Annotated in this window: 14 protein-coding genes and 1 pseudogene; 8 read left to right on the forward strand and 7 right to left on the reverse strand. The window is 64.5% G+C overall.

All coding sequences use genetic code 11. The features are described 5' to 3' along the window. Window positions 1-128: 128 nt before the first annotated feature. The 4 genes and pseudogenes from GGR03_RS10535 to GGR03_RS24260 all read right to left on the reverse strand — a co-directional run. Complete coding sequence (locus GGR03_RS10535) at window positions 129-1,322, reverse strand: glycosyltransferase (protein ID WP_183207719.1); 1,194 nt, start codon at window positions 1,320-1,322, stop codon at window positions 129-131. After that, window positions 1,319-3,688, reverse strand: coding sequence for a glycosyltransferase (locus GGR03_RS10540; protein ID WP_183207721.1), 2,370 nt, complete (start codon window positions 3,686-3,688; stop codon window positions 1,319-1,321). Before GGR03_RS10540 ends, GGR03_RS10535 begins: the two co-directional genes overlap by 4 nt. Before the next feature lie 25 nt (window positions 3,689-3,713). Then, on the reverse strand, window positions 3,714-5,372 hold the full coding sequence (locus GGR03_RS24255) for an FkbM family methyltransferase (protein WP_246367883.1): 1,659 nt from the start codon (window positions 5,370-5,372) through the stop codon (window positions 3,714-3,716). Between the two features lie 480 nt (window positions 5,373-5,852). Further along, window positions 5,853-6,398: pseudogene (locus GGR03_RS24260) on the reverse strand (FkbM family methyltransferase); the annotation flags it as partial. A gap of 570 nt (window positions 6,399-6,968) precedes the next feature. Between GGR03_RS24260 and GGR03_RS24745 the strand changes: the two are divergent. Beyond that, window positions 6,969-8,204 carry a methyltransferase domain-containing protein gene (locus GGR03_RS24745; protein ID WP_183207725.1) on the forward strand — a complete coding sequence of 412 codons (1,236 nt, stop codon included), beginning with the start codon at window positions 6,969-6,971 and terminating at the stop codon, window positions 8,202-8,204. 118 nt (window positions 8,205-8,322) lie between these two features. On the opposite strand, the gene cysN is transcribed toward GGR03_RS24745, so the two are convergent. Further along, complete coding sequence (gene cysN, locus GGR03_RS10555; RefSeq protein WP_183207726.1) at window positions 8,323-10,218, reverse strand: sulfate adenylyltransferase subunit CysN; 1,896 nt, start codon at window positions 10,216-10,218, stop codon at window positions 8,323-8,325. Further along, on the reverse strand, window positions 10,218-11,147 hold the full coding sequence (cysD, locus tag GGR03_RS10560; protein WP_183207728.1) for a sulfate adenylyltransferase subunit CysD: 930 nt from the start codon (window positions 11,145-11,147) through the stop codon (window positions 10,218-10,220). The genes cysN and cysD overlap by 1 nt, the downstream gene beginning before the upstream one ends. A 408-nt stretch (window positions 11,148-11,555) precedes the next feature. Here cysD and gmd point away from each other — a divergent pair, with 408 nt between their 5' ends. The 7 genes from gmd to GGR03_RS10595 all read left to right on the forward strand — a co-directional run bounded on the left by gmd (window position 11,556) and on the right by GGR03_RS10595 (window position 20,819). After that, complete coding sequence (gene gmd / locus GGR03_RS10565; protein WP_183207730.1) at window positions 11,556-12,530, forward strand: GDP-mannose 4,6-dehydratase; 975 nt, start codon at window positions 11,556-11,558, stop codon at window positions 12,528-12,530. A 67-nt stretch (window positions 12,531-12,597) separates the two neighbouring features. Beyond that, complete coding sequence (locus GGR03_RS10570) at window positions 12,598-13,542, forward strand: GDP-mannose 4,6-dehydratase (RefSeq protein ID WP_183207732.1); 945 nt, start codon at window positions 12,598-12,600, stop codon at window positions 13,540-13,542. A gap of 109 nt (window positions 13,543-13,651) precedes the next feature. Further along, window positions 13,652-14,437 carry an ABC transporter permease gene (locus GGR03_RS10575; RefSeq protein WP_183207734.1) on the forward strand — a complete coding sequence of 262 codons (786 nt, stop codon included), beginning with the start codon at window positions 13,652-13,654 and terminating at the stop codon, window positions 14,435-14,437. Further along, window positions 14,434-15,675: an ABC transporter ATP-binding protein gene (locus GGR03_RS10580; protein ID WP_183207735.1), complete on the forward strand. Its 1,242-nt coding sequence runs from the start codon at window positions 14,434-14,436 to the stop codon at window positions 15,673-15,675. The genes GGR03_RS10575 and GGR03_RS10580 overlap by 4 nt, the downstream gene beginning before the upstream one ends. Beyond that, entirely contained in the window at window positions 15,672-16,535 is an 864-nt protein-coding gene (locus tag GGR03_RS10585) for an FkbM family methyltransferase (RefSeq protein WP_183207737.1), read from the forward strand. Before GGR03_RS10580 ends, GGR03_RS10585 begins: the two co-directional genes overlap by 4 nt. Window positions 16,536-16,537: 2 nt before the next feature. Further along, a complete protein-coding gene (locus tag GGR03_RS10590) occupies window positions 16,538-17,908 on the forward strand; it encodes an FkbM family methyltransferase (RefSeq protein WP_183207739.1) in 1,371 nt (456 codons plus the stop codon). Window position 17,909: 1 nt separating this feature from the next. Then, entirely contained in the window at window positions 17,910-20,819 is a 2,910-nt protein-coding gene (locus tag GGR03_RS10595) for a glycosyltransferase family 4 protein (RefSeq protein ID WP_183207741.1), read from the forward strand. 199 nt (window positions 20,820-21,018) lie between these two features. Here the strand turns inward: GGR03_RS10595 and GGR03_RS10600 are convergent, their stop codons facing one another. After that, window positions 21,019-21,729, reverse strand: coding sequence for a methyltransferase domain-containing protein (locus GGR03_RS10600; protein ID WP_183207743.1), 711 nt, complete (start codon window positions 21,727-21,729; stop codon window positions 21,019-21,021). Window positions 21,730-21,761 lie beyond the last annotated feature (32 nt).

A 21,761-nucleotide genomic window follows, 5' to 3' on the forward strand; every position in this document is an offset into this window, starting at 1 on the left:
TGCCGGCGAGCATGGAATGCCGGGCGTGCTGCGTCAAATATGATGGTGGCAGAAACGGTGATGGGATCCGGCGTCTTCATTCAAACAGTTTCCGGTCGAGCCCCGGTGCCAGTTCCAATCCGTAGGGTTCACGAGGTGCCCGTCAGGCGGACAGTCTCCATGGCTGTAGCGACGCCGTGATCGCGGTCCGCCGATACGGTTTCGAGCCAAAGAGCGGTCTGGCTTCCGAGGTCCGCCCATCCCGACAACTCGAGTTGTCGCAGGTCTTTCCATAGCCGGCTTGCCGCCTTGTCCGTCAGCATCGTTTCCACCGCCTCGGCAATGGCTGCTGCGGTCACATCCTCCAGCCGGATCTGGCCGACCGTTGGCAGGCCCTCGAGGCTCGGCATGGCGGCTGTCGTGATCACCGGAATACCCACCGCCAGGCTTTCGACCGGCGGCAGGCCGTAGCCCTCTGCCTCGGAAACGTAGATGGTGCACCGGGCGGCCGCGAGTTCGCGGCGGATGTTCTCGTCCGAGGCCTCGTCGAGCCATTGGAACTGTTCGTAGTTCCGGGCCTCGTCCAGCCAGGCGATATCGGCGGCGGCAAATGCTCGCCCGATAAGGGTCAACCGGGCATCGTGGCCGTCGCGCCAGAGCATGCGGAACGCCTCGAAGATCATCTGCTGGTTCTTGCGCTGGTCGATCGAGCCCAGCGCGACGAAGTTCCTGCGGTCGGGGTGCCAGGTCTGGCGCTCCATGTTCAGCCCATCGGCGCCGAGTGGCAGCACCGGGCCCTTGCGCGGCGAGCCCGCGTGCAGGATGCGGCCCTCGTAGTCGCGCCGAGTGGCCTCACTGATATGCGCCACGTGCTGCGCTTTGGCGATCAGGCGCAGATACTCGATCTGGCCGAGACAAGTCCGCAGGTTGAACAGATGCGGCTTGAGATAGACGATGAAATCGTAGCCGAGCATCGCCAGGGTCTTCCCGTGAGCTTTCATCAGACACTCGTAGTAGCGGCAGCGCAGCGTGTCGTAGAAGACCTCGGGGATGAAATAGACCGCGTCCTCAGGGAGCGGCTCGGGAGGCGGTGCATCGACCGCAGCGAGGCGCAACGCGATCTCGTCGCGCGACAGACAATCGGTGCCGGCCTCCTGATCGGCGAGCACGCGTACGGCTTGTTCTGAAAGCCGGACAAGTGCCCGGTCGACGTCGTACCGCACGACATGCAGACGCGGCCCGTCGTCGGGCCAGTTCCGCAGCATCTCGCGGACGACCCGCTGAATCCCGGTCCTAATGGGGTTCTGATACAATTCCGTACAGTCGAAGATGACGTCGCTCATCCTGTGCGATGCTCCGGCACGCGCCACTGCGCAGCTTCGACGCCGAGGCCGAGCACGCGGCAGAGCCGCTGGGAATAGCGGGCGAGGCTGCGTTCCTCCGAAAAGGCACGCCGCTCTTCTTCCGGCCGCTGGCGCCCGAGCCCCGCCTCGTGCAGCTCGGCCAGTGCTTCGGCGATCAGCAGCGGGCTCAGCGCATCGTTCACGCCGCGATTATAGCTTGCCGGAACACCCACGGCGTCGGCGAGCGACCGGTTGGCGACGGTCGGCAGGCCCACCGCCGCGCAGTCGAGCAGCGCGCCGGACAGGCCGCCCAGCGTATAGGTGCGCAGCTGCAGGGCGAGGTCGGCGCCGACGAGATAGTCGCGATAGGTCTGCTCCGGCACGAAGTCGTCCTGGAAGCGGACGTGATTCCTCAGTCCGAGGCGCTCCACGACGGCACGCAGATGGGCGCCGCCGTCGTGCATGTCGCGGAGGTTCCCGACGAAGTGCAGGCTGGCCGGGATGCCCCATTGCCGCAGGAAGTCGAGCGCCCAGACGCACTCTTCCGGCGCCTTGCTGGGTGACACGCCGCCGAAGCTGGCGATCGCGACCTCGTCGTCGGCAAGCCCGAGACGCTGGCGCGCGGCTGCGCGGGCGAGGGGCGTCAGCGCCTGCGGATCCCACGGGCGATAGATGCTGAAGGGCACGTAGGCGGGCGGTGTGCCGTGCCGCTCGGCGAGGAGGCGCACGGTCACCGGCGAATGCACGATCATCGGCGAGGCCGCCTCGAGGATCTCGCCCAGGAACAGCGCCTTGGCCGAGCCCTCGTCCGCCAGCCAGCCGTTCAGTTCGGCAACCTCCACCTTCCGCCCGAGCTCGCGGCTGGCCACGTCGAGGGCGCGCTGCTCGCCGAGCAGGATCCGGTAGAAACCGAGCATGCGCGCATCGTGGGCGATGGCGGCCCCTCCGTAGCGGCGCAGCATCTCGAATATGGGGGTGTGGAAGTGCGAGTTGCCGATGACGCTGATCACCCGGTCGAAGCACGGCGCGACATGGGCGAAGCTGTCGAGCGGTCGAACGCTGGCGGCACCCGGCGTCGGCGCGGGATCGGCGGTCTGGGTGAACACGTCGAGATCGACCAGCTGCCCGAGTTCGGCGATCGTCGCGGCGGTATAGTCCGCCACCCCGGACCGGTCGGGCGGCAGCGGGGTGAGCAGGGCCACCCGCGGCCGGCGGCCGCGCACCAGCATCGGATGCGGCAGGCGGACATAGGACGCGAAGCGGCGCGATATGGCGTTCCAGAAACGGCTGCCGACCTCGTGGTCGAGATAGCGGCGCCAGACCCCGGCCTGCCGGGCGACGGTTTCGGCGCGCAGCTCCGGGCCGAAGGCTAGGCGCTCCATCAGGGCCGAAAGCCCCACCACGTCGTCCGGCGAGAACCGGTCCCTGTCGTCCGGCAGCAACTCGCGATGCGCCGGTATGTCACTGCCGACGGAGGGCAGCCCGGCAGCCATGCCCTCCACGACCGGCAGCGAGAAACCCTCGTCGCGCGACGGCGCAAACAGCGCGATGGCGCGGGCATAGACATCGACCAGCGCGTCGTCGTCGAGATGGCCCGGAACCTCGAGCAGCTCGGGCCGGCCGCCGGCATTGGCGGTCACCCCGGCGAAATGCCGAATGTAGTCGGGGCCGTAATTGCCGGCGATGACCAGCGGGATACCTTGGCTCTGCAGCGTCTGCGAGCGTGCGTGGGCGAGGATGGCGATCTCCGGGTTCTTGCGCGGATCTGGCCCCGCCACGACAAGCAGGTGCCGCGGCTCCTGCCGGCCCGCCTCGTGCTCTGCCGCCCGGGCGAACACCGGATCGACCGGCGCGCCGGTGGTGCGGATGCGATGGGCGGCGATCCCCAGTAGATCGGCGAGGTCGTCCCCGGCGCTGCGCGAAATCGGGCAGAACAGGTCGAAGCTCGCCAGCCAGCGCAGGTTTTCGGCGTAGCCCAGCCGCGCCGACGGCGTACCGAGATAGAAGGCCGGATTGCGGCGCGGGATGAAGTCGTAGACCACGGTGACGCGCACCAGGTCAGGCGCCTGCATCAGCCGCATGACGAAGCGCGGATCGTGGGTCATCGGCGAGAGTTCGACGAAGCCGTCGGCGCCGGCGGCCGCATAGGCATTGTTCGTCGTCCCGGCGAGACACGCCCGCGCCTCGGGGATCAGCGGCGGCAGGTCGGGATCGCACAGGCCGATCAGCCGGAAGCGCTGGGGCGCGTTGCGCAGCAGTGCCAAAGCATGGCGGCCGACACCGCGTCGGGCGAAATTCGGATCCTGCAGGCAGCGGACGTCGACGACGAGCGTCAGGTCCGGCGGCCGGATCATGTCCATCCTCATTCGGCGTGCTCCGCCGAGGGCCCGCTCACGCGAAGCCGCATACCAGATCCTCCCAGCCCTTGCCGCTGTCCAGACGCGCCTTGAGAGACTCCCAGTCCTCGATGGCCGTCACCGTCCCGTCCCGCTCGATGGCGCCGAGATCATCGAAGCATTCGGCGAGCGCGCGGTAGAGCGTATCCGGCTCCTCCTTGAAGTGAACGCTGGCGCAATCGGGGTTGTACTCGACGAGCACGAGCGGCCGAAAGCGCTTCAGTACGTCCCTGGCCCCGGAGAGAATCCGCGACTCGGCGCCTTCGGCGTCGATCTTGATGAGGTCGACGCGCTGCAGCGCCTTCTCCTTCACCCAGCCATCGAGCGTGGCAGCCTCGACTTCGGAGGTCCGCGGGCTCAGGGCGCGCCCCTTCGTGGCAGCCGGATCGACGACATCGCGAAGATGTTTCTCGACGTCCGCTTCATCGAGCGCTCCGGCACTCACGAAGGAGCAACCGGTGAATTCGTCGACACGGCCCAGGCGAAGCCGGCCGGGCGAGTCCCACAGCGCCAGGTTCAGTACTTCGGTGTCGGCGACCGCGCCGCCGAGGGCAGCGACGTTGTGCGCCAGCAGAGCGTGGTTGGCGGGATCAGCCTCGAAACCGATCACCTGGCCCATGTAGGCAAGGCTGGCGAGCGACATCGTGTGGGCGCCGATATTGGCGCCGACGTCGAGACAGGTCCAGTCCGGCTGGACGGTGCGCTCGAGCAGGCGCCGCATGTGCGGCTCCCACTCGCCGGAGGCCGCGATGGGGCCGCCGACGCTCATGTCGCTGCGGAAATAGAGCAGCTCGGCTGCTCTTCCTTGCGGCAGATTCAGTCGCGCGATCGCCTGCGTCGGCCCCCCGGCGGCGAGTGGAGCGGATTTCGGACGACGCGAAGCCGATTCGAGCGTCAGCGTCAGGAGAGCGTTCTCGATTGCACCGGTGATCCTGCCAAATTCAGCCGAGTGCTCCTCCCTCTGCCGCAGCTGTTCTGCGTTCTGGGCGGCCGATTGTCGGGTGAGTTCCGCAGCTTGCTCCACCGACTGCCTGACAAGATTCGCGGTCTGCTCCGCCGACTGCCGGACGAGTTCCAGGGTCTGCTCTGCCGTTGTGACGAGGATCTCCGCATTCCGCGTCGCAGATTGCATGGCCTGTTGTTTGGCCTGCATGTCGGCATCCAGAGCCCGACGGAGGGCCTCCGAAAGGTCCGGTTGGCTGACATCCCGAACTTGCTCGATGGCCTGGGAAATCGGCACCATGAGAAAGTTGCGGGTCCGCCATGCGATCGGGCGCACGATCGGCCTGATCAGCCGGTAGCCGCTCCATGCGATGACCTTCACCGGCTGCAGGAGCCTTGCGCCGAAGCTCATGCGGGCCGGAGCGGTTTCCAACGACGGTTCGCTCGGGCTGTCCGCCAGCGCCGTACTGGCAGAAAGCTGCAACTGCCGTGGCTCTTGCAGTGAATCGCGCGCCGCCAGCTCGCTTGCGAGCTTGTGGCGCTCCTGCTCCGCCAGATTGCGGAGTATGGCCATTTCGGTCTCCGTCTGCTCGCGAATGAGGGCGATTTCGCTTTCGGCCTGCTGCAGGCGCTGGCGCGAGATTTCGTGGGCCGCGCGTTCCTGCTCGAGCCAGCGGTCGTCCCGCTCGGCCTTCTGGCGCATCAGCGCCATTTCCGCTTCCGTCTGCTGCAGGCGCTGCCGCAAGGTGTCGCGCACGGCCAGATCCTCGTCCAGCCGGCGATGGTAGACCTCCGCCTCCCGGCGCATCAGCGCAAGCGCGGATTCCGTCTGGTCCAGGCGCTGCCGCAGCGAGGCGCCGTCGGCGCGCTCGACTTCCAGCTGCCTTTCGAGCTCGCTTGTCCGCCCGGCAGCGGCCTTGGCCTGATCGTCGAACTCCGCCAAGGCCTGCTCGGCGGACGTCAGCCTTTGGCGAAGCTCTTCCCGCTCGACGATCAGAGCCTGTTCGCGCATCACCTGATCGGCCCTGACCGCGCGGTCGAGAACATTGATGGGGGCGGCGAAGTGAGGAGCCAGCGAAGCCGCGAGCTCTTCCGGAACATAGAAGCAATTGATTCCGTCGAAGAAGACGCGGCTGTAGCCCTGTTCCTGAAGAACCGGCTCCCAGTCCTGATTTGCCAGCGTCGTGCTCCAGGGCCGCGTCGCCTCGAATACCAGGACCGGCGGCCTCACGATGCGCCAGTCCGTGCTGCGCACGATCGCCCCTTCGGAACCCTCGGCGTCGACCTTCAGGAAATCGATGACCCTGCCGTTGGCGTGGGCTTCGATGATCCGCTCAAGTGTGTCGCAGGGCACGGTGACGGTGGCGGTGCCGGTTTCCTCGGTGACATGCGACGTGCCCCGGTCCCGGGTGTCTTCGAAGAAAGCCACCTCGCCAGTCCGGTCCAGAACCGCCATGCGCAGGTTGACGTCACGGGGACGGGCCGCCTGCAACTCCTCGAAGGCGCTGCCAGGCTCTACATTGATGCCACTCCAGCCCCGGTCGTAGAACAGCTTGGTGACGGACCCCTCGACCGGCTTGTAGGCGCCGATATCGACGTAGAATCCGGTTCGCTTGCCGCCGAATACCCTGTTCAGCAGGATATCTTCGAAATTCTGGGCGTAGGAAACCAGTTGGTCTGTCATCGAAGCGGGCTCTTTAGCCGTCGGCGGAGCCGCTGCCGTTGTGACAGGCTGCATGACCGCAGCCTTGCTGGTGCGCTGTTTCGCATTCCTGGCTTTCAATGCGGGCGTGCCCTCTGATGGCGACCGGCGAGCAAGGATGCTTCAGGTGCCGTCGGGACTGGCTCGCTGCAAACGTTGGGGAAGGGGCGGGATAAGCGCCGAACACCGTCAAGACTCTTTCGCCAGCTGCGTCCAAAGCCGCGCTGCCGCGCGGTCGTCACCGCCTTCGAAATCGTTTTCAGGAGAGAGGCGACTTGCCCGCCGCCGTTGATCTTGCCGACCTGCGGAATGCCGAACCGGATTTCTGCCAGGACATGACGGGTATACCGGGTCTCAGCCCCATTCCACATTCGGCGGTCACCTTCTGCAGCGTGATCGTCAACAGCCCGAGGTTTGGCAGATGCCATCCGAAGATGCAACGCTGCAGGCCTACTTGGCTCGGGGAAACCGGTAGCCGGAGAACAGGCGGATGGCTTGACCGAACCTTTGAGCTCAGGCAACACAACAGAACTCACCGGCTCGATCTGAGTGCACCGATCGGACGCTGAAGGCTTTGGACGCATCTTTTAGTGAGGTTAAGTCTGCGTGTCTTATACCGAAATTGAAAAGTGCCGCGTATCCGGAACCTCCCACCTCGTCAGCGTACTGGATCTCGGTCGCCAGGCTTTAACGGGCGTCTTCCCGAAGTCTCCCGCTGAGCAGGTGACGGAAGGACCGCTGGAACTGGTCTGGAGCCCCGACAGTGGTCTGCTGCAGCTGCGGCACAGCTATGACGCCGACGAGATGTACGGGGAGAACTATGGCTACCGGTCAGGGCTCAACCAGTCGATGGTCGACCACCTCACGCACAAGGTGAAGTATCTCGAGCGCCTTGCGGGACCGGTCAGCGGCGACGTCATCGTGGACATCGGCAGCAACGACGCGACCACCCTAAAGGCGTACTCGGAGCCAGGTCTCAGGCGCATCGGGATCGACCCGACGGGCCGGAAATTCGCCTCCTACTATCCGGAAGAGATCACGCTGGTCCCGGAATTCTTCAGTGCCGATGCCTTCCGCTCGGTTTCCGACAAGTCGGCGAAGATCGTCACCTCGATCGCGATGTTCTACGATCTGGACGATCCCATCGCGTTCGCGCGGCAGGTCGCCGAAATTCTTGCGCCTGACGGCATCTGGCATTTCGAGCAGAGCTACATGCCGGCGATGCTGCGCACCAACTCCTACGATACGATCTGCCACGAGCATCTGGAATACTATTCCCTTTCGGTCGTCGAGAAGATCGTGGAGGCGGCCGGATTGCGGATCGTCGACGTGGTCATGAACAACATCAATGGTGGCAGCTTCGCGGTCACCGCGACCCATGCCGGTCGCAGCCTTGTCCAATCCAACCGCACCGTGGTGGATTGGCTGCTGGCGCAGGAAGACCGCATGGGGCTTGGTACGCCCCGCCCGTTCCGGGAGTTCGAGGAGCGGGTCTTCCGGCACCGGGATGATCTGACCCGGCTGATTAAGACGCTGGTTGCCGACGGCAAGAAGATCATCGGGTACGGTGCCTCCACCAAGGGCAACGTCACGCTGCAGTTCTGCAACCTGACGGCCGCCGAGATTCCAGCTATCGCCGAGGTCAATGCCGACAAGTTCGGCTGCGTCACCCCAGGTACCCATATCCCGATCATTTCGGAGGCCGAAGCACGGGCGATGAACCCGGACTATTTCCTGGTGCTGCCCTGGCATTTCAAGGAGGGCATCTTGCGCCGGGAAGGGGAGTTCCGGTCAGCCGGCGGAAAATTCCTGTTTCCGTTCCCGGAGATCGAGATCGTCTGACGCGCTGTGGTCGGCGCATGCGGCGTTGCGTTCCCGCCTTGCGTGGTTCCTGCAGAAGCATGCCGGTGGATCGGCGTTGCCGCATCGAGCGTGGAGAGGCCGGGAGCGGCCTTGGGGATCAGAGAAAACGGTGATGGATCAGGTAGTCGACGACCTGTTCGGCCAGTGTCTCCGCGGTAGCGCCGGCGGCGACTAGCCGGATTTCAGGGCTCGGCGGCGGCTCGTAGGGACTGTCGATTCCCGTGAAGTTCTTGATCTCGCCGGCCCGCGCCCGCTTGTAGAGGCCCTTGGGATCACGCCGCTCGGCGACGGCGAGCGGCGTGTCGAGAAATATCTCGATGAACTCGCCAGGGTCGAGGAGACGCCGCGCCATGTCCCGTTCGGCGCGGAACGGCGAGATGAACGAGCAGAGCACGATGAGGCCCGCGTCGGCGAAGAGCTTGGCGGTTTCGGCGACGCGGCGGATGTTCTCGACCCGGTCCGCCTCGGTGAACCCCAGGTCGCGGTTGAGCCCGTGCCGGACATTGTCGCCGTCCAGCAGGTAGGTGTGCCGGCCCATGGCGTAGAGCCGCTTCTCGACCAGGTTGGCCACGGTCGATTTGCCGGATCCGGAAAGGCCGGTGAACCAGAGCACCGCGGGGCGTTGGTCCTTGGCCGCGGCCCGCCGCTTCTTGTCGAGATCGAGCGCCTGCCAGTGGATGTTGTGCGCCCGCCGGAGCGCATAGTCGATCATGCCGGCGCCGACCGTCAGATTGCTCAGCCGGTCTATGACGATGAAGCCGCCGGTGGTGTGGTTCTCCTCATAGGGGTCGAAGGCGATCGGCTCCTGGGTCGAGATGTTGACGACCGCGACTTCGTTGAGCGTGAGCGTCTTGGCCGCAAGGTGCTGGAACGTGTTGACGTCGATCTGGTGCTTGATCTCGGTGAAGCTCGCCGGGACCGTCCTGGTGCCGATCTTCAGGAGGTATGGACGGCCGGACAGCATCGGCTCGTCGTCCATCCAGACGAGATGGGCCGCGAACTGGTCGGCGACCTCCGGTCTCGCTTCGGCGTCCGCCAGTATGTCGCCGCGCGAGACGTCGATCTCGTCGGCTAGGACCAGCGTCACCGCCTCGCCGGCCAGGGCCTGCCGCTTCTCGCCGTCATGGGTCACGATCGATCTGACCACACTCGTGCGACCGGATGTCGCCACCGCGACGACGTCGCCGACCGCGACCCGTCCGCTGGCCACGGTGCCCGAATAGCCGCGGAAGTCGAGGTTCGGGCGGTTCACCCATTGCACCGGCATCCGGAACGGCCGGTCGCGCAGTGCCTGCCCGACCTCGATCGTCTCCAGATGTTCGAGCAACGTCGGCCCGGCGTACCAGGCAAGATGGGGCCCACGCACGATGACGTTGTCGCCGAAGCGCGCCGACAGGGGAATGGGCTGGATCGTCTCGAACTTCAGCTCGACGGCGAAGGCACGAAAGTCGGCGACGATCTGGTCGAAGACCGCTTCGGAATGGCCGACGAGGTCGATCTTGTTGACCGCGAGGATCACGTGCCGGATGCCGAGCAGCGAGGCGAGGAAGGCGTGGCGGCGGGTCTGCGTCAGCACGCCCTTGCGCGCATCGATCAGGATCACCGCGAGGTCAGCCGTGGAGGCCCCGGTCGCCATGTTGCGGGTATATTGCTCGTGGCCGGGCGTGTCGGCGACGATGAACTTCCGCTTCTCCGTCGCAAAGAAGCGGTAGGCGACATCGATGGTGATGCCTTGCTCGCGCTCGGCCTCGAGCCCATCCATCAGCAGGGCGAAATCGATGTCCTCGCCGACGGTGCCGTGCTTGCGCGAATCCTTCGTCAGGGTCGCCAGCTGGTCCGCGAACAGCAGCTTCGTGTCGTAGAGCAGGCGCCCGATGAGCGTCGACTTGCCGTCGTCGACCGAGCCGCAGGTAAGAAAGCGCAAGAGGTCCTTGCGGTCGTGATGATCCATAAATTCGGCGAGGTCTGGGGTCTCGCGATCCACCTTGTCCATCAGAAGTAGCCCTCGCGCTTCTTCTTCTCCATCGATCCGGCCTCGTCATGGTCGATCAGTCGCCCGGAGCGCTCGGAGCTTCGGGCGGCCAGCATCTCGCAAACGATGTCGGCAAGCGTCGCCGCTGTGGACTCCATCGCCGCCGTCAGCGGGTAACAGCCGAGCGTACGGAAGCGGATCGACTTCATCGAGGGCGTCTCGCCCGGCTCCAGCGGCAGCCGCTCGTCGTCCACCATGATCAACTGGCCGTCGCGGGCCACCACCGGACGCTCCGCCGCGAAATACAGGGGCACGATCGGGATCGCCTCCTGCAGAATGTACTGCCAGATATCCAGCTCGGTCCAGTTCGAGAGCGGGAACACGCGGATCGATTCACCCTTGCGGATCCTGCCATTGTAGAGGTTCCACAGTTCCGGGCGCTGGCTCTTCGGCTCCCAGCCGTGACCGGCGGTGCGGAACGAGAAGATGCGCTCCTTGGCTCGGCTCTTCTCCTCGTCGCGCCGTGCCCCGCCGAAGGCTGCGTCGAAGCCGTGCTCCGTGAGCGCCGCCTTCAGTGCTTCGGTCTTCATGATGTGCGTGTAGGCGGAGGAGCCATGACTGAAGGGCGTCACGCCGGCGGCACGGCCGGCTTCGTTGGTGTGGACGAGCAGCTCCAGCCCTAGTTGCCGTACGGTCGCCTCGCGGAATTCGATCATCTCCCGGAATTTCCAGCCGGTATCGACATGGAGAAGCGGGAAGGGGGGTTTGGAAGGGAAGAATGCCTTGATCGCCAGATGCAGCATCACCGCCGAATCCTTGCCGATGGAATACAGCATCACGGGGTTGCGGAATTCGGCCGCCACTTCGCGCATGATATGGATCGACTCGGCTTCCAGCCGCTGCAGATGGGTCAGGCAAGCCGTTTCGGCCCGGTCTGCGGTCTCGGACAAGCGCCGTCCTCCGTTCCTTCACACGCTCCTTCGATATGAGGCGAAGTCGGGAGCGCCTGCATAGCGATCTGCTGTCTCTGGCTGATATCACACGCAACACGGGTGGACAGCCCTGTTGCTGACGGAGGACCGACTGGCGGGATGCCGATCGTCGCGCCTGGGCGCCACGGTTGGCAAAGCGATAACGGCGCGCGCGTCTGAAGACCGGCGCGGCAACGCTAACGGTTACAGCATTGGAACGATCGCCGCTCGGCAGGGTCGAGGAGACGTTTTGCGGTGGTCGCGAGGGCGGCGGCCATCGCCGAACCCCTCTCGTCTTGCCTCGAACCGGCGAGATGGTTAAAGCCAGCACTCGCTAGGCGCCAGGATCGGCATGGCAACGTACGACGAACGGGATAGTAGATCGCTATGACGAAACGCGCGCTCATTACCGGCATCACCGGCCAGGACGGGGCATACCTATCGCAGCTGCTGCTCGAGAAGGGCTACGAGGTCCACGGCCTGGTTCGCCGCTCGAGCACGGCCGACGTCAACGACGTGCGCCTGAAGTGGCTCGGCGTCGACAAGGACGTGCGTATCCACGACGGCAATCTGCTGGATCTGTCCGGGATCATCCGGGTGATGCGCGACGTCGTGCCGGACGAGGTCTACAATCTGGGCGCGCAGTCCTTCGTCAAATCCTCCTGGCAGCAGCCGATCCTCACCGGCCAGGTGACCGGCCTCGGCGTCACCAACATGCTGGAGGCGGTGCGGCTCGAGCGGCCTGAAGCGCGCTTCTACCAGGCGTCTTCGTCGGAAATGTACGGCCTGATCCAGGAGCCGATGCAGTCCGAGACGACGCCGTTCTATCCGCGTTCGCCCTATGCCGTGGCGAAGCTCTACGGCCACTGGCTGACCGTCAACTACCGCGAGAGCTACGGCATGCACGCTTCGAGCGGCATCCTGTTCAACCACGAATCGCCGCTGCGCGGCATCGAGTTCGTCACCCGCAAGGTCACCGACGCCGTCGCCCGTATCAAGCTCGGCATGGCCAAGGAACTGCGCCTCGGCAATATCGACGCCAAGCGCGACTGGGGCCATTCGAAGGACTATGTCCGGGCCATGTGGCTGATGCTGCAACAGGACGTGGCGGACGACTATGTCATCGCGACCGGCCGCACGACCACCGTTCGCGACATGTGCCGCATCGCCTTCGAGCATGCAGGCTTGTCGATCGACGACCATCTCGTCATCGATCCGGCATTGTTCCGCCCCGCCGAGGTCGACGTCCTGCTCGGCAACCCAGCCAAGGCAAAGGTGGCCTTCGGCTGGGAGGCGGAGATCTCGCTGGAAGAGATGATCGTCGAGATGGTCGATGCCGATCTGAAGCGCCTGAGCCGCTGAGTGGAGCAGCCGGCGCGCCGGGTGCGACCGCTACCGGCGATCTCTACCGAAAAAGAGCGATAGCGTGATGGATCCTCAGCATCGAGTCCTGATCACCGGCGCCGGCGGGTTCGTCGGTACGCTGCTCGTGCGCCATCTCGAGGCGATCCGCGGCGACGGCGCATCATCGGTGGCGATCTACGGCGCTGCCGAGGGCGAAGCCTTCGACATCAGCGATAGCGAGGCTGCCGATCGCGCGGTTCAGGCGGCCCGGCCTACCGCGGTGGTGCATCTGGCGGCGATCGCCGCGCCGGCGGAAGCGCATCGTTCGCCGCGCCGGGCCTGGGAGGTCAATCTCTACGGCGCCATGAACCTCGCCGAGGCGGTGCTGCGGCACGCGCCGGAGGCTCGTTTCATCAATGTCGGCAGTTCGGAGGCCTACGGCGACTCGTTCCTGGCGGTCGAGGGACCGATCAGCGAGGCGGCGCCGCTGCAGCCGACCAGCGTCTATGGCGCGACCAAGGCCGCGGCCGACCTGATGATCGGGCAGATGGCCCATGAGCGCCTCAAGGCCGTCCGTTTTAGGCCCTTCAACCACACCGCGCCGGGGCAGGCCGATACCTATGTCGTGTCGGCTTTCGCGCGCCAGATCGCCGCGATCATGGCCGGCGACCAGGAACCGGTGATCTCGGTGGGCAATCTCGACGTCGACCGGGACTTTCTCGACGCCCGGGACGTGGTGCGGGCCTATGCCGCCGCCGCCCTGGACCCGTTTGCCCCGACGGGCCCGGCCAGCGTCTACAATCTCGCCTCTGGCAAGGCGTGGCGGATCGGCGACATCCTCGCGAAGCTGATCGAGCTGTCGGGGATGGGGGTGGAGGTCCGAGTCGACCCGGATCGGCTTCGCCCCAATCTGGTCCCCCGGGCCGAGGGCGACGCCCGGAAAGTCGCTTCCGATCTGGGATGGCGGCCAGAGATCGCTTTCGAGGACACACTCCGCGACGTCCTCGACTTCTGGCGCGGGCATGGCTGATCCTGCCATGCGCAGACCATGTTCCCATTGCAAGAGACCGGCGCCGGGGCACCGGAACGGCAATGCCGATCGCGTTCGGCTCCCCGCGCGATTCATCTAAGGACGCCGCATGCTCACCAGTCTCTGGCGTTACCGCTACTTCATAGCGTCGTCGATCCGCAGCGACCTGAAGGGGCGGTTCGCGCGCTCCAAGCTCGGCGCGCTGTGGTTCGTGCTGCATCCCCTGGCGCAGGCCCTGATCTTCGCCATCGTTCTCTCGGAAGTCCTTGGCGCGCGTCTGCCGAACACCGACAACGACTCCGCCTATGCGATCTATCTGCTCTCGGGCATGGCCGCCTGGAGCCTGTTCGCCGAGATACTCAACCGCTCGATCACGATCTTTCTGGAGCAGGCGGGAGCGATGAAGAAGATCGCCTTCCCGCGCCTCTGCCTGCCGGTCGTCGTGTGGGGCAGCGCGCTGGTCAACCACGTGCTGCTGATCGCGGCCATCCTGGTGGTCTTCGCCTTTCTCGGGCATTTCCCGGGCCCGGCCGTGCTGGTCCTGCCGCTCGGGATCATGCTGATCTCGGCCTTCGCTTTCGGCATCGGCGTCCTGTGCGGGACGCTCAACGTCTTTTCCCGTGATGTCGCGCAGGTCATGTCCGTCGTGCTGCAGCTGTGGTTCTGGATGACCCCGGTCGTCTACCCCGCGAACGTGATCCCTGAGAATCTGCGCTGGGTGGCCGAACTCAATCCGATGGTGCCGCTGGTGCAGATCTATCAGAACGCGTTGCTGCACGATCTCTGGCCGGATCCCGCCAGCCTCGTCTATCCGGCGGTGGCCGCCGCCGTCGCGGTGGTCCTGTCCTTCGTGGTGTTCCGCCGCGCCAGCCCCGAACTGGTGGACGCGCTATGAGCGACATTCTCCTCGACGTCGTGCATGTCGGCAAGCGCTACACGACCTACGCCTCCAACCTGCAGCGTTTCGCCAACTGGTTCGGCGCGGGGATCAAGCCGTCGGCGGAGTTCTGGGCCGTCAGCGACATCAGCTTCCAGGTGCGGCGCGGGGAGTCCATCGCGCTGATCGGCCAGAACGGCGCCGGCAAGTCGTCGCTGCTGAAGCTGATCACCGGCACGGTGCGCCCCAGCACCGGCTCGGTTGCCGTTGCCGGCTCGGTCAGCGCGATCCTCGAGCTCGGTCTCGGCTTCAATCCGGAGTTCACCGGCCGCGAGAACGCGTTCCACGCCGGTGGCCTGATGGGCATTTCCCAGGCCGAATTGGCGACGCTCATGCCGCAGATCGAAAGCTTCGCCGAGATCGGCGCATTCTTCGACCAGCCGTTCCGGGTCTATTCGAGCGGAATGCAGGCGCGCCTCGCCTTTGCCCTCGCCACCGCCCGGCGGCCCGACCTCCTGATCGTCGACGAGGTGCTGTCAGTGGGCGACAGCTACTTCCAGCACAAGAGCTTCGACCGCATCCGCCAGTTCCGGGAGCAGGGCACCTCGATCGTCATCGTCTCGCACGCGATGGGCGACGTACGGGCGCTGGCCGACCGCGTCATCCTCCTCGACAAGGGCAAGGTTCTGAAGGACGGCGCGCCCGACGAGGTGGTGGATTTCTACAACGCGCTGGTGGCGGCCAAGGAAAATGCCGACCTGACTGTCGAGCAACGCCGCGATCAGCAGGGCTGGCTGCATACCAAGAGTGGCAACACGGGAGCGACTATCCGCGACGCTAACTTGGTCGATGCGGTTTCGGGCGAGATCGTCGGCGCAGCCGTCGTTGGGCAGAGACTTAAAATCCGGATCGAAGCTGCGGCGAACAGTGCAGTGCCGCGTCTTGTACTCGGTGTGCTGATCCGCGACCGGACAGGTCACGTCGTCTGGGGTGCCAACACGCATTATTCCGAGCAGATCGAGTTGGAACTCGCTGCCGGAGAAAAGGTCGACTACGAAGTTGAGTTCGTCTGCAGCCTCGGGCCGGGGTCCTACGGCATTGCCTGCGCCCTGACGGACGGGCCAGACCACCTCAACGTCAACTACGAATGGCAGGACAATCTCATCGTGTTTGACGTGATCAATGTCGGGCGTTTCGGGTTTGTCGGCACGACTGCTCTCGAGCATTCCTTCACCGTGCGGCGAGCAATCGCATGATGAGCATTATCGAACGAACGAACATGACCCTGAGTTGTCGTGACTGCGAAGCTATCCCGAAGGTGGCTGATGCCGGAAAGATCTTCGCTATCGAGGGCGACGACTGTCAGGTGATGCATAACGGGCTACGGGTCGTCGCCGGCGGCTATCACGGAGATTGGATGGCGCAGATCATCCGCGGTCTTCGCGGTCACCACGAGCCGCAGGAGGAGGCAGCCTTTCATGCGCTGCTGCGCTACGTACGGCATGGCTCGCTCATGGCGGAGCTTGGTGCCTTCTGGGCCTATTATTCTCTTTGGTTTCTGACCGAGGTGCCAGGATCGGAAGTCTTGTGCGTCGAACCTGATCCGAACAATATGGCCGTCGGGTCGCGCAACGCAGCTCTGAATGGTCTCTCTGACCGAGCAAGCTTTCATCAGGCCGCGATCGGCGACCGGAGGGCGGCGTCTGTCGACATCCCTTGCGAAAGCGACGGGACGTTGCGCTCGATGCCGATGCTCGACATGGCCGGGCTACTCGACCGTGCGGGGGGACGACCCATCGAAATTCTGCACATCGACGCGCAAGGCGCGGAGGCGGACTTCGTTCGATCAATGCGAGACGCGGTGGCCGCGCAACGTGTTCGCTTCCTCGTGGTATCGACGCATCACGCGGCGATCACCGGCCGCGGAGACACCCACCCGATCTGCCTCGACGCATTGAAGCAGATGGGGGGACGGGCCCTCGTCGAGCACTCGGTCGAGGAATCCTTCAGCGGAGACGGGCTTATCGTCTGGAGCTTCTTGAAGGACGATGAGAGCATCGAGCTTCCGCCGCTCAGCAGGAACAGGGCGGCGTCTTCGCTGTTCGGAGTAATCTGACAATGTTGATCTCAAACGCGCAAAACTTTGAAGACGTCATTCTTTGGCGCGCTCTAAAGCATGTCGATAGCGGCTTCTACATCGATATCGGAGCTCAGGATCCCTCTGACGACTCGGTCAGTCTCTTATTCTACGAACAGGGATGGCGCGGCATACATGTCGAACCGTCCGAGGAATACGCACTTAAGTTGCGCAGTGCTCGTCCGGATGAGGAGATCATTGAGGCTCTCGTGGGCGCCGAGGAAGGAGTCTCCACGTTCTTTGAAATCGGTACCAGCGGCCTGAGTACAGGTAGTGAAGCGCTTGCCAATAAGTACCGGGACGCCGGATGGACTATAAATAGAAGTGAAAAGAGTTCCATTCGTCTCGCTAGCTTATTGGAGCGCTATTGGGATCGTGACATCCACTGGTTGAAGATCGACGTCGAGGGCATGGAAGCGGACGTCATCAATAGCTGGCATCCTTCCAACGTCCGCCCATGGATACTCGTGGTCGAGAGCACCGTTCCCAACTCGCAAATACAGGATCACCACATGTGGGATCCCGTCGTGCTCGACTTGGGTTATATCTTCGTTTATTTCGACGGGTTGAATCGATTTTACGTCCACAGCAGCCACTCGGAGTTGGCCGACTGCTTCGGCCCTGGCCCCAACGTCTTTGATCGGTTTATTCTGGGCGCGTCCCGTCAGTATTTCCATCAGTTGAGTCTGCAGTTGCTCCATTCGGAGCAGGACAATAGCCGCCTGCAGATTCGTCTGGATGCCACGGCAGACGAGGTTCGACAGCGAGACGAGCAGTTGGCTTCTCTGCAGGCGGCGACCCGCGTCATGGAGCGACAGAGTGAAGCGTTGGCAACTGAGATCGCGCAGAAGTCTCAGAAGCTCGCCGAGCATGAGGCTACGTACCGAAGTACGTTGACTACTGTGGAGCGTTTGAGCAGCGCATTGGCGGCGGAAATTGCAGAGAAGAAGCAAAAAATTGCGGAACTCGAACTCACACAATCCGAACTTGGGCGGTTGAGATCTTCCGGCAGGGGGCAGTCCTCTGCGGCCTGGCTAATCCAAGGCGCCTCTGCGTGGCTGCTGCTCAAGCCGGGCTCGCGGCCGAGGCGCTTGGCAGGGCGTTTTGCTCGCGCAAGCGCCGCCTATCTGCGGGAGCGCCCCCGCGCGAAACAGGTCGTCATCACGTTAACGAAGCTTGTGCCGCCGGCACAAGCCATACTCTACCGCTTTGCCGCCCAAACATCCGACCCGCAATCGGAACTTGACGTATTGACGGGACGGCAATGGTATTTGGAGCCCGAACCGTCGATGCAGAAAAAATGGGCAACCCTGCTCGCGATCAGGCCCTCTGCACCAAGGGCGGATCGCTGACATGCGTCTCTGGTTCGACGGGCAGTGCCTTCAGACTGCCAGTAAGCGCAGAGGCATAGGGCGCTACGCCTTAGAGCTGATTAAAGCGATTGCCGAGAACCACGGCAATGTCGAGATGCTGATCTCCTTCAACGCCGCGATGCCGGTCGCGGCGATCTCGGCGCGCGAGGCGGTGCGGGCGTGGTTCCAACCCCAGAACATCCATGTCTGGCACAGCGTTCGTGACAACGGCGAGATATTCGACGGCTACAAGGATCAGCGCCGTCTGAGCGAGGCAGCGATCGTTCATCACGTCGATGCGCTGGCACCTGATTTTGCTATCTCGACGAGTCCGTTCGAGGGAATGGTGGACGCGGCAAACCCGCTGCTGAAACTGCCGGGATGCAACGTGCCCTTCGCCTCGATCTTCTACGACGCGATCCCTCTCCGGTTTCCCAAGCATTATCTTCCCGCTGCCACGCATGAGCGGGCCTATTCAAGGCGGTTGGAGGCGCACAGGCTTTTCGACCTGAATCTCTGCATCTCCGAGTTTTCCCGCGGAGAGCTGCTGGATATTCTTGGGGACGTCACGGCAGTAAACATTTCTGCAGGTATCTCGGATGTATTCGGCCGGGCGCTCGCGGAAGACGCAGAGGCCGAGAGCAACACGCCCAGCATGCCGTACGTTCTCTATGTCGGCGGCCTGGACTGGCGGAAGAATGTCGGCCTTTTGCCGGAGGCTTTCGCACTTCTCGATGTCTCGTTGCGAGACCGTTTTCGGCTGATCTTGGCCGGGGATTATCCCGACGCCGCCTTGGCCGAGATCAAGCAGCGCTGGCGGTCCCACGGGCTCCGCACCGACCGGCTGGTCTGCCATCGTCACGTTTCAGAGGCTGACCTTGTGCGGCTCTATCGGGGTGCCAGCCTGCTGGTGCAGCCGTCGTTCATGGAGGGCTTCGGCCTGACCGCACTGGAGGCCATGGTTTGCGGCACGCCCGTCGCCGCGGCGCGTGCCGGTGCGTTGCCCGAGGTCGTCGGGGACGACCGACTGCTATTCGACCCCTGCTCGGCCGTCGAACTGGCGCGGGTGATGACGCGGGCGCTTACGGACTCGCAATTCCGATCCGAGATCATCGAATCTGCGGCCGCTCGGGCGCAGCGCTTCAACTGGACATGGACGGCCGATATGGTCGTTACCGCATTGCGGGAACACCTCCAGGCGGTATCGACGTCCGCAGGGGACGCAGCGTCGCCGCCCGTCGGGAAGGCCGCACTGCCGGCTTACGCGAAGCAATCGTCTGTGCTGGAAACCGACCGCGAGGTCGCAGCAACGACCTTCGCCCTGTCCGAACCGGTAACCGAGCCGGGCCGCCTGATCGTTGATGCCACCTCGACCATGCAGTCCGACCGGAAGACCGGTATCCAGCGGGTGGTCAACAAGATCTGCCACCGGATGTTCGCCGAGCCGACCGCGACCGAGCCCCCACGCGTACTTTCCTACTGCGACGGACCTGACGGTTGGTACGACGCCTATGGCGTCATCGATTTTCCTCCCGACAAGGCCGTCGCCGAGCGCCTGCATCCTCGCCCGGGCGACAAGATCCTGATGCTCGACAGCTCTTGGACATTTGAAAAGGGGCAGGCCCCCTTCTTCCTTTCTGCCAGACTTCGCGGCGCCGAAATCATCACGTGCCTCTACGATTTGGTGCCGCTGCGGACCCCGGCCTTCTGCGACAGCGGCATGCCCCCTGCTTTCGCCAGCTGGATCCGATTGGCCCTCCGGTTCTCCACCGGCTTCGTCTGTATCTCCCGCGCCGTCGCGGACGAGTTCCACGCGCTGCTGCGCGCCATCGACTACCCGCATCCGATGAAGATCGGCTACTGGCGGCTGGGCGCCGACTTCGCCGACGATGCCGCCACTGCGCCCGCTCCGGCTGGCGACGATGCGGAAAAGGCGCCGGTCTTCCTGATGGTCGGGACGCTCGAGCCGCGCAAGGGATACCGGGTCGCGCTCGACGCCTTCGAGCGGCTCTGGGCCGAGGGCTCGGACGCCCGCCTGGTCATCGTCGGAAAGCCCGGCTGGGGCGTCGAGCCGCTGCTCCGCCGAATCCGCGAGAGCCCCGAACTCGGCCGGCGCCTGATCTGGCACAAGGGCGTCGACGATGCCGCGCTCGTGCGCCTCTATGGCGAGGCCGACGCGCTGGTCGCGGCATCGCATGCCGAAGGCTTCGGCCTGCCCATCGTCGAGGCGGCGCATTTCGGCAAGCCGGTGATCGCCAGCGACATACCGGTCTTCCGCGAAGTCGCGGGCGGTGTGGGCGAGGCCGCGTTCTTCGAGGTCGGCTCGCCCGCGGCGCTTCATCAGGCACTCCGGCGCTTCATCGCGCACAGCGCCAACGGCGGTGTCTCAACGGACGGTCCGCGGCCGAAATGGCCCGGCTGGGCCGAGAGCGCCGCGGAGTTGGAGGCGGTCGTCGTCGATGGCAACTGGTATCTGACCTACGAGCCGCCGGAGGGCGCGGCCTACCGGCCGATCACCGATATCGGCGTGACCGCGATGTCGCGGGAGATCGGCGAGGACGAGCGCCAGTTCGCTCTCAAGATCGTGGAAGACGTCGCGCCCGGGCCGGGGGGCGACGGCCTGCGGATCGTCGTCGCCCTGACGAACCTCTCCGACCAGGTCTGGTCGAGCGCGGGCGATGAAACCGGCCGCCTCGGCGTCAAGGTCGCCGCACGCCTGCGTGCTGGCGGCGCCCTCGCCGACAACGCCTCGCGCTCGCTGATTCCGTTCGTCCTCACCCCCGGCGAGACCGCCTTTCTCGCCGTCCAGCTCCCCCCCGAGGCGCGCCTCGGCCAGGGCATGAGCCTGGACATCACAATTATGCAGGAAGGCTGTGCGTTTTGGGACGGGAGTTTGGTCACCGCACTCTGATGGGCAGACGGGAGCGACTGCAACCCGCTCATTTGGTCGGCCGATCCGCGGCCGGCACCGAGATTCTTGGCCGGGCACCCTCCCTGCGGCGGTGCTGGTACTGGGTAGTTGCCGGGAGGGGGGAGGCTATCCCTAGCGTCGTGCTGCGGTGTGGATGTCGTCGATCGGCCGGCACCTCGACTGCCTGTCGCCGGGCGTATTACGCGGTTCCCACCACGTAATACTGAGCGCCCGTTGGCGCGAAACCCAAAGCATCGTCAAGTTTTCTTAGCGCCCCTATCTTGGATGGAATGCTCAAGATGTAGCGGCCGGTTACTTCGTTAAGGCCGCTATTGCGCAGGTATTGCTCTGCCTTCCGTTTTGACAGCAGGACGGCGTCGGCGTCGAAGGGGCACGTCGATACAGCTCGTCGGGTGAGCGGATTGTACGGATTATGCTCAAACAGAACTACGATGCCTCCGTGCTTCGTGACTCTGGCCATCTCGGATACGAAGAGTTCCCATTGGACGACCGGTACGTGATGCATCACGCAGATGGCGTAGGTGACATCGAACTGACCAGTCTGGAACGGGAGCGTGGTCCCGGTCGACACCGAATAATCCACCCACGGGTTCTTCAGGCGCGCTTCTTCGATACATTCGGAAGAAGGGTCCACACCCGTGACGGAGCGGACACGTCCGGCGAGTAAGGGGTGATACGTCCCGACGCCGCAACCGACGTCGAGAAATGACAACTCCGTCGCCGGTCGTCCCAGCTTCTCCGCGGCGACATCGAGAAGGCGCTCTGCCTTCGCCTGCACGAAGAAATCAACCGAAAGACCTGTGAACGCGATGGAATCGTTCACGACGTTTGCGTAGGAAGTCCGATAGCTGTCGAACTCGGAGTTCGGTTTTTCGGTGGGCTCGTTCACACGTTCTCTCCCGAGGGACTGGAGGGCATTTC

The organism is Aurantimonas endophytica, assembly GCF_014196845.1.
Classification (GTDB): Bacteria; Pseudomonadota; Alphaproteobacteria; order Rhizobiales; family Rhizobiaceae; genus Aurantimonas; species Aurantimonas endophytica.

What these genes read in the sequence shown, in the direction of transcription:
- GGR03_RS10535 (WP_183207719.1), bottom strand. Translation starts at nt 1,322, where the DNA reads ATGAGCGACGTCATCTTCGACTGTACGGAATTGTATCAGAACCCCATT.
- GGR03_RS10540 (WP_183207721.1), bottom strand. Translation starts at nt 3,688, where the DNA reads ATGAGGATGGACATGATCCGGCCGCCGGACCTGACGCTCGTCGTCGAC.
- GGR03_RS24255 (WP_246367883.1), bottom strand. Translation starts at nt 5,372, where the DNA reads ATGGCGCTGATGCGCCAGAAGGCCGAGCGGGACGACCGCTGGCTCGAG.
- cysN (WP_183207726.1), bottom strand. Translation starts at nt 10,218, where the DNA reads ATGGACAAGGTGGATCGCGAGACCCCAGACCTCGCCGAATTTATGGAT.
- gmd (WP_183207730.1), top strand. Translation starts at nt 11,556, where the DNA reads ATGACGAAACGCGCGCTCATTACCGGCATCACCGGCCAGGACGGGGCA.
- GGR03_RS10570 (WP_183207732.1), top strand. Translation starts at nt 12,598, where the DNA reads ATGGATCCTCAGCATCGAGTCCTGATCACCGGCGCCGGCGGGTTCGTC.
- GGR03_RS10575 (WP_183207734.1), top strand. Translation starts at nt 13,652, where the DNA reads ATGCTCACCAGTCTCTGGCGTTACCGCTACTTCATAGCGTCGTCGATC.
- GGR03_RS10580 (WP_183207735.1), top strand. Translation starts at nt 14,434, where the DNA reads ATGAGCGACATTCTCCTCGACGTCGTGCATGTCGGCAAGCGCTACACG.
- GGR03_RS10585 (WP_183207737.1), top strand. Translation starts at nt 15,672, where the DNA reads ATGATGAGCATTATCGAACGAACGAACATGACCCTGAGTTGTCGTGAC.
- GGR03_RS10590 (WP_183207739.1), top strand. Translation starts at nt 16,538, where the DNA reads ATGTTGATCTCAAACGCGCAAAACTTTGAAGACGTCATTCTTTGGCGC.
- GGR03_RS10595 (WP_183207741.1), top strand. Translation starts at nt 17,910, where the DNA reads ATGCGTCTCTGGTTCGACGGGCAGTGCCTTCAGACTGCCAGTAAGCGC.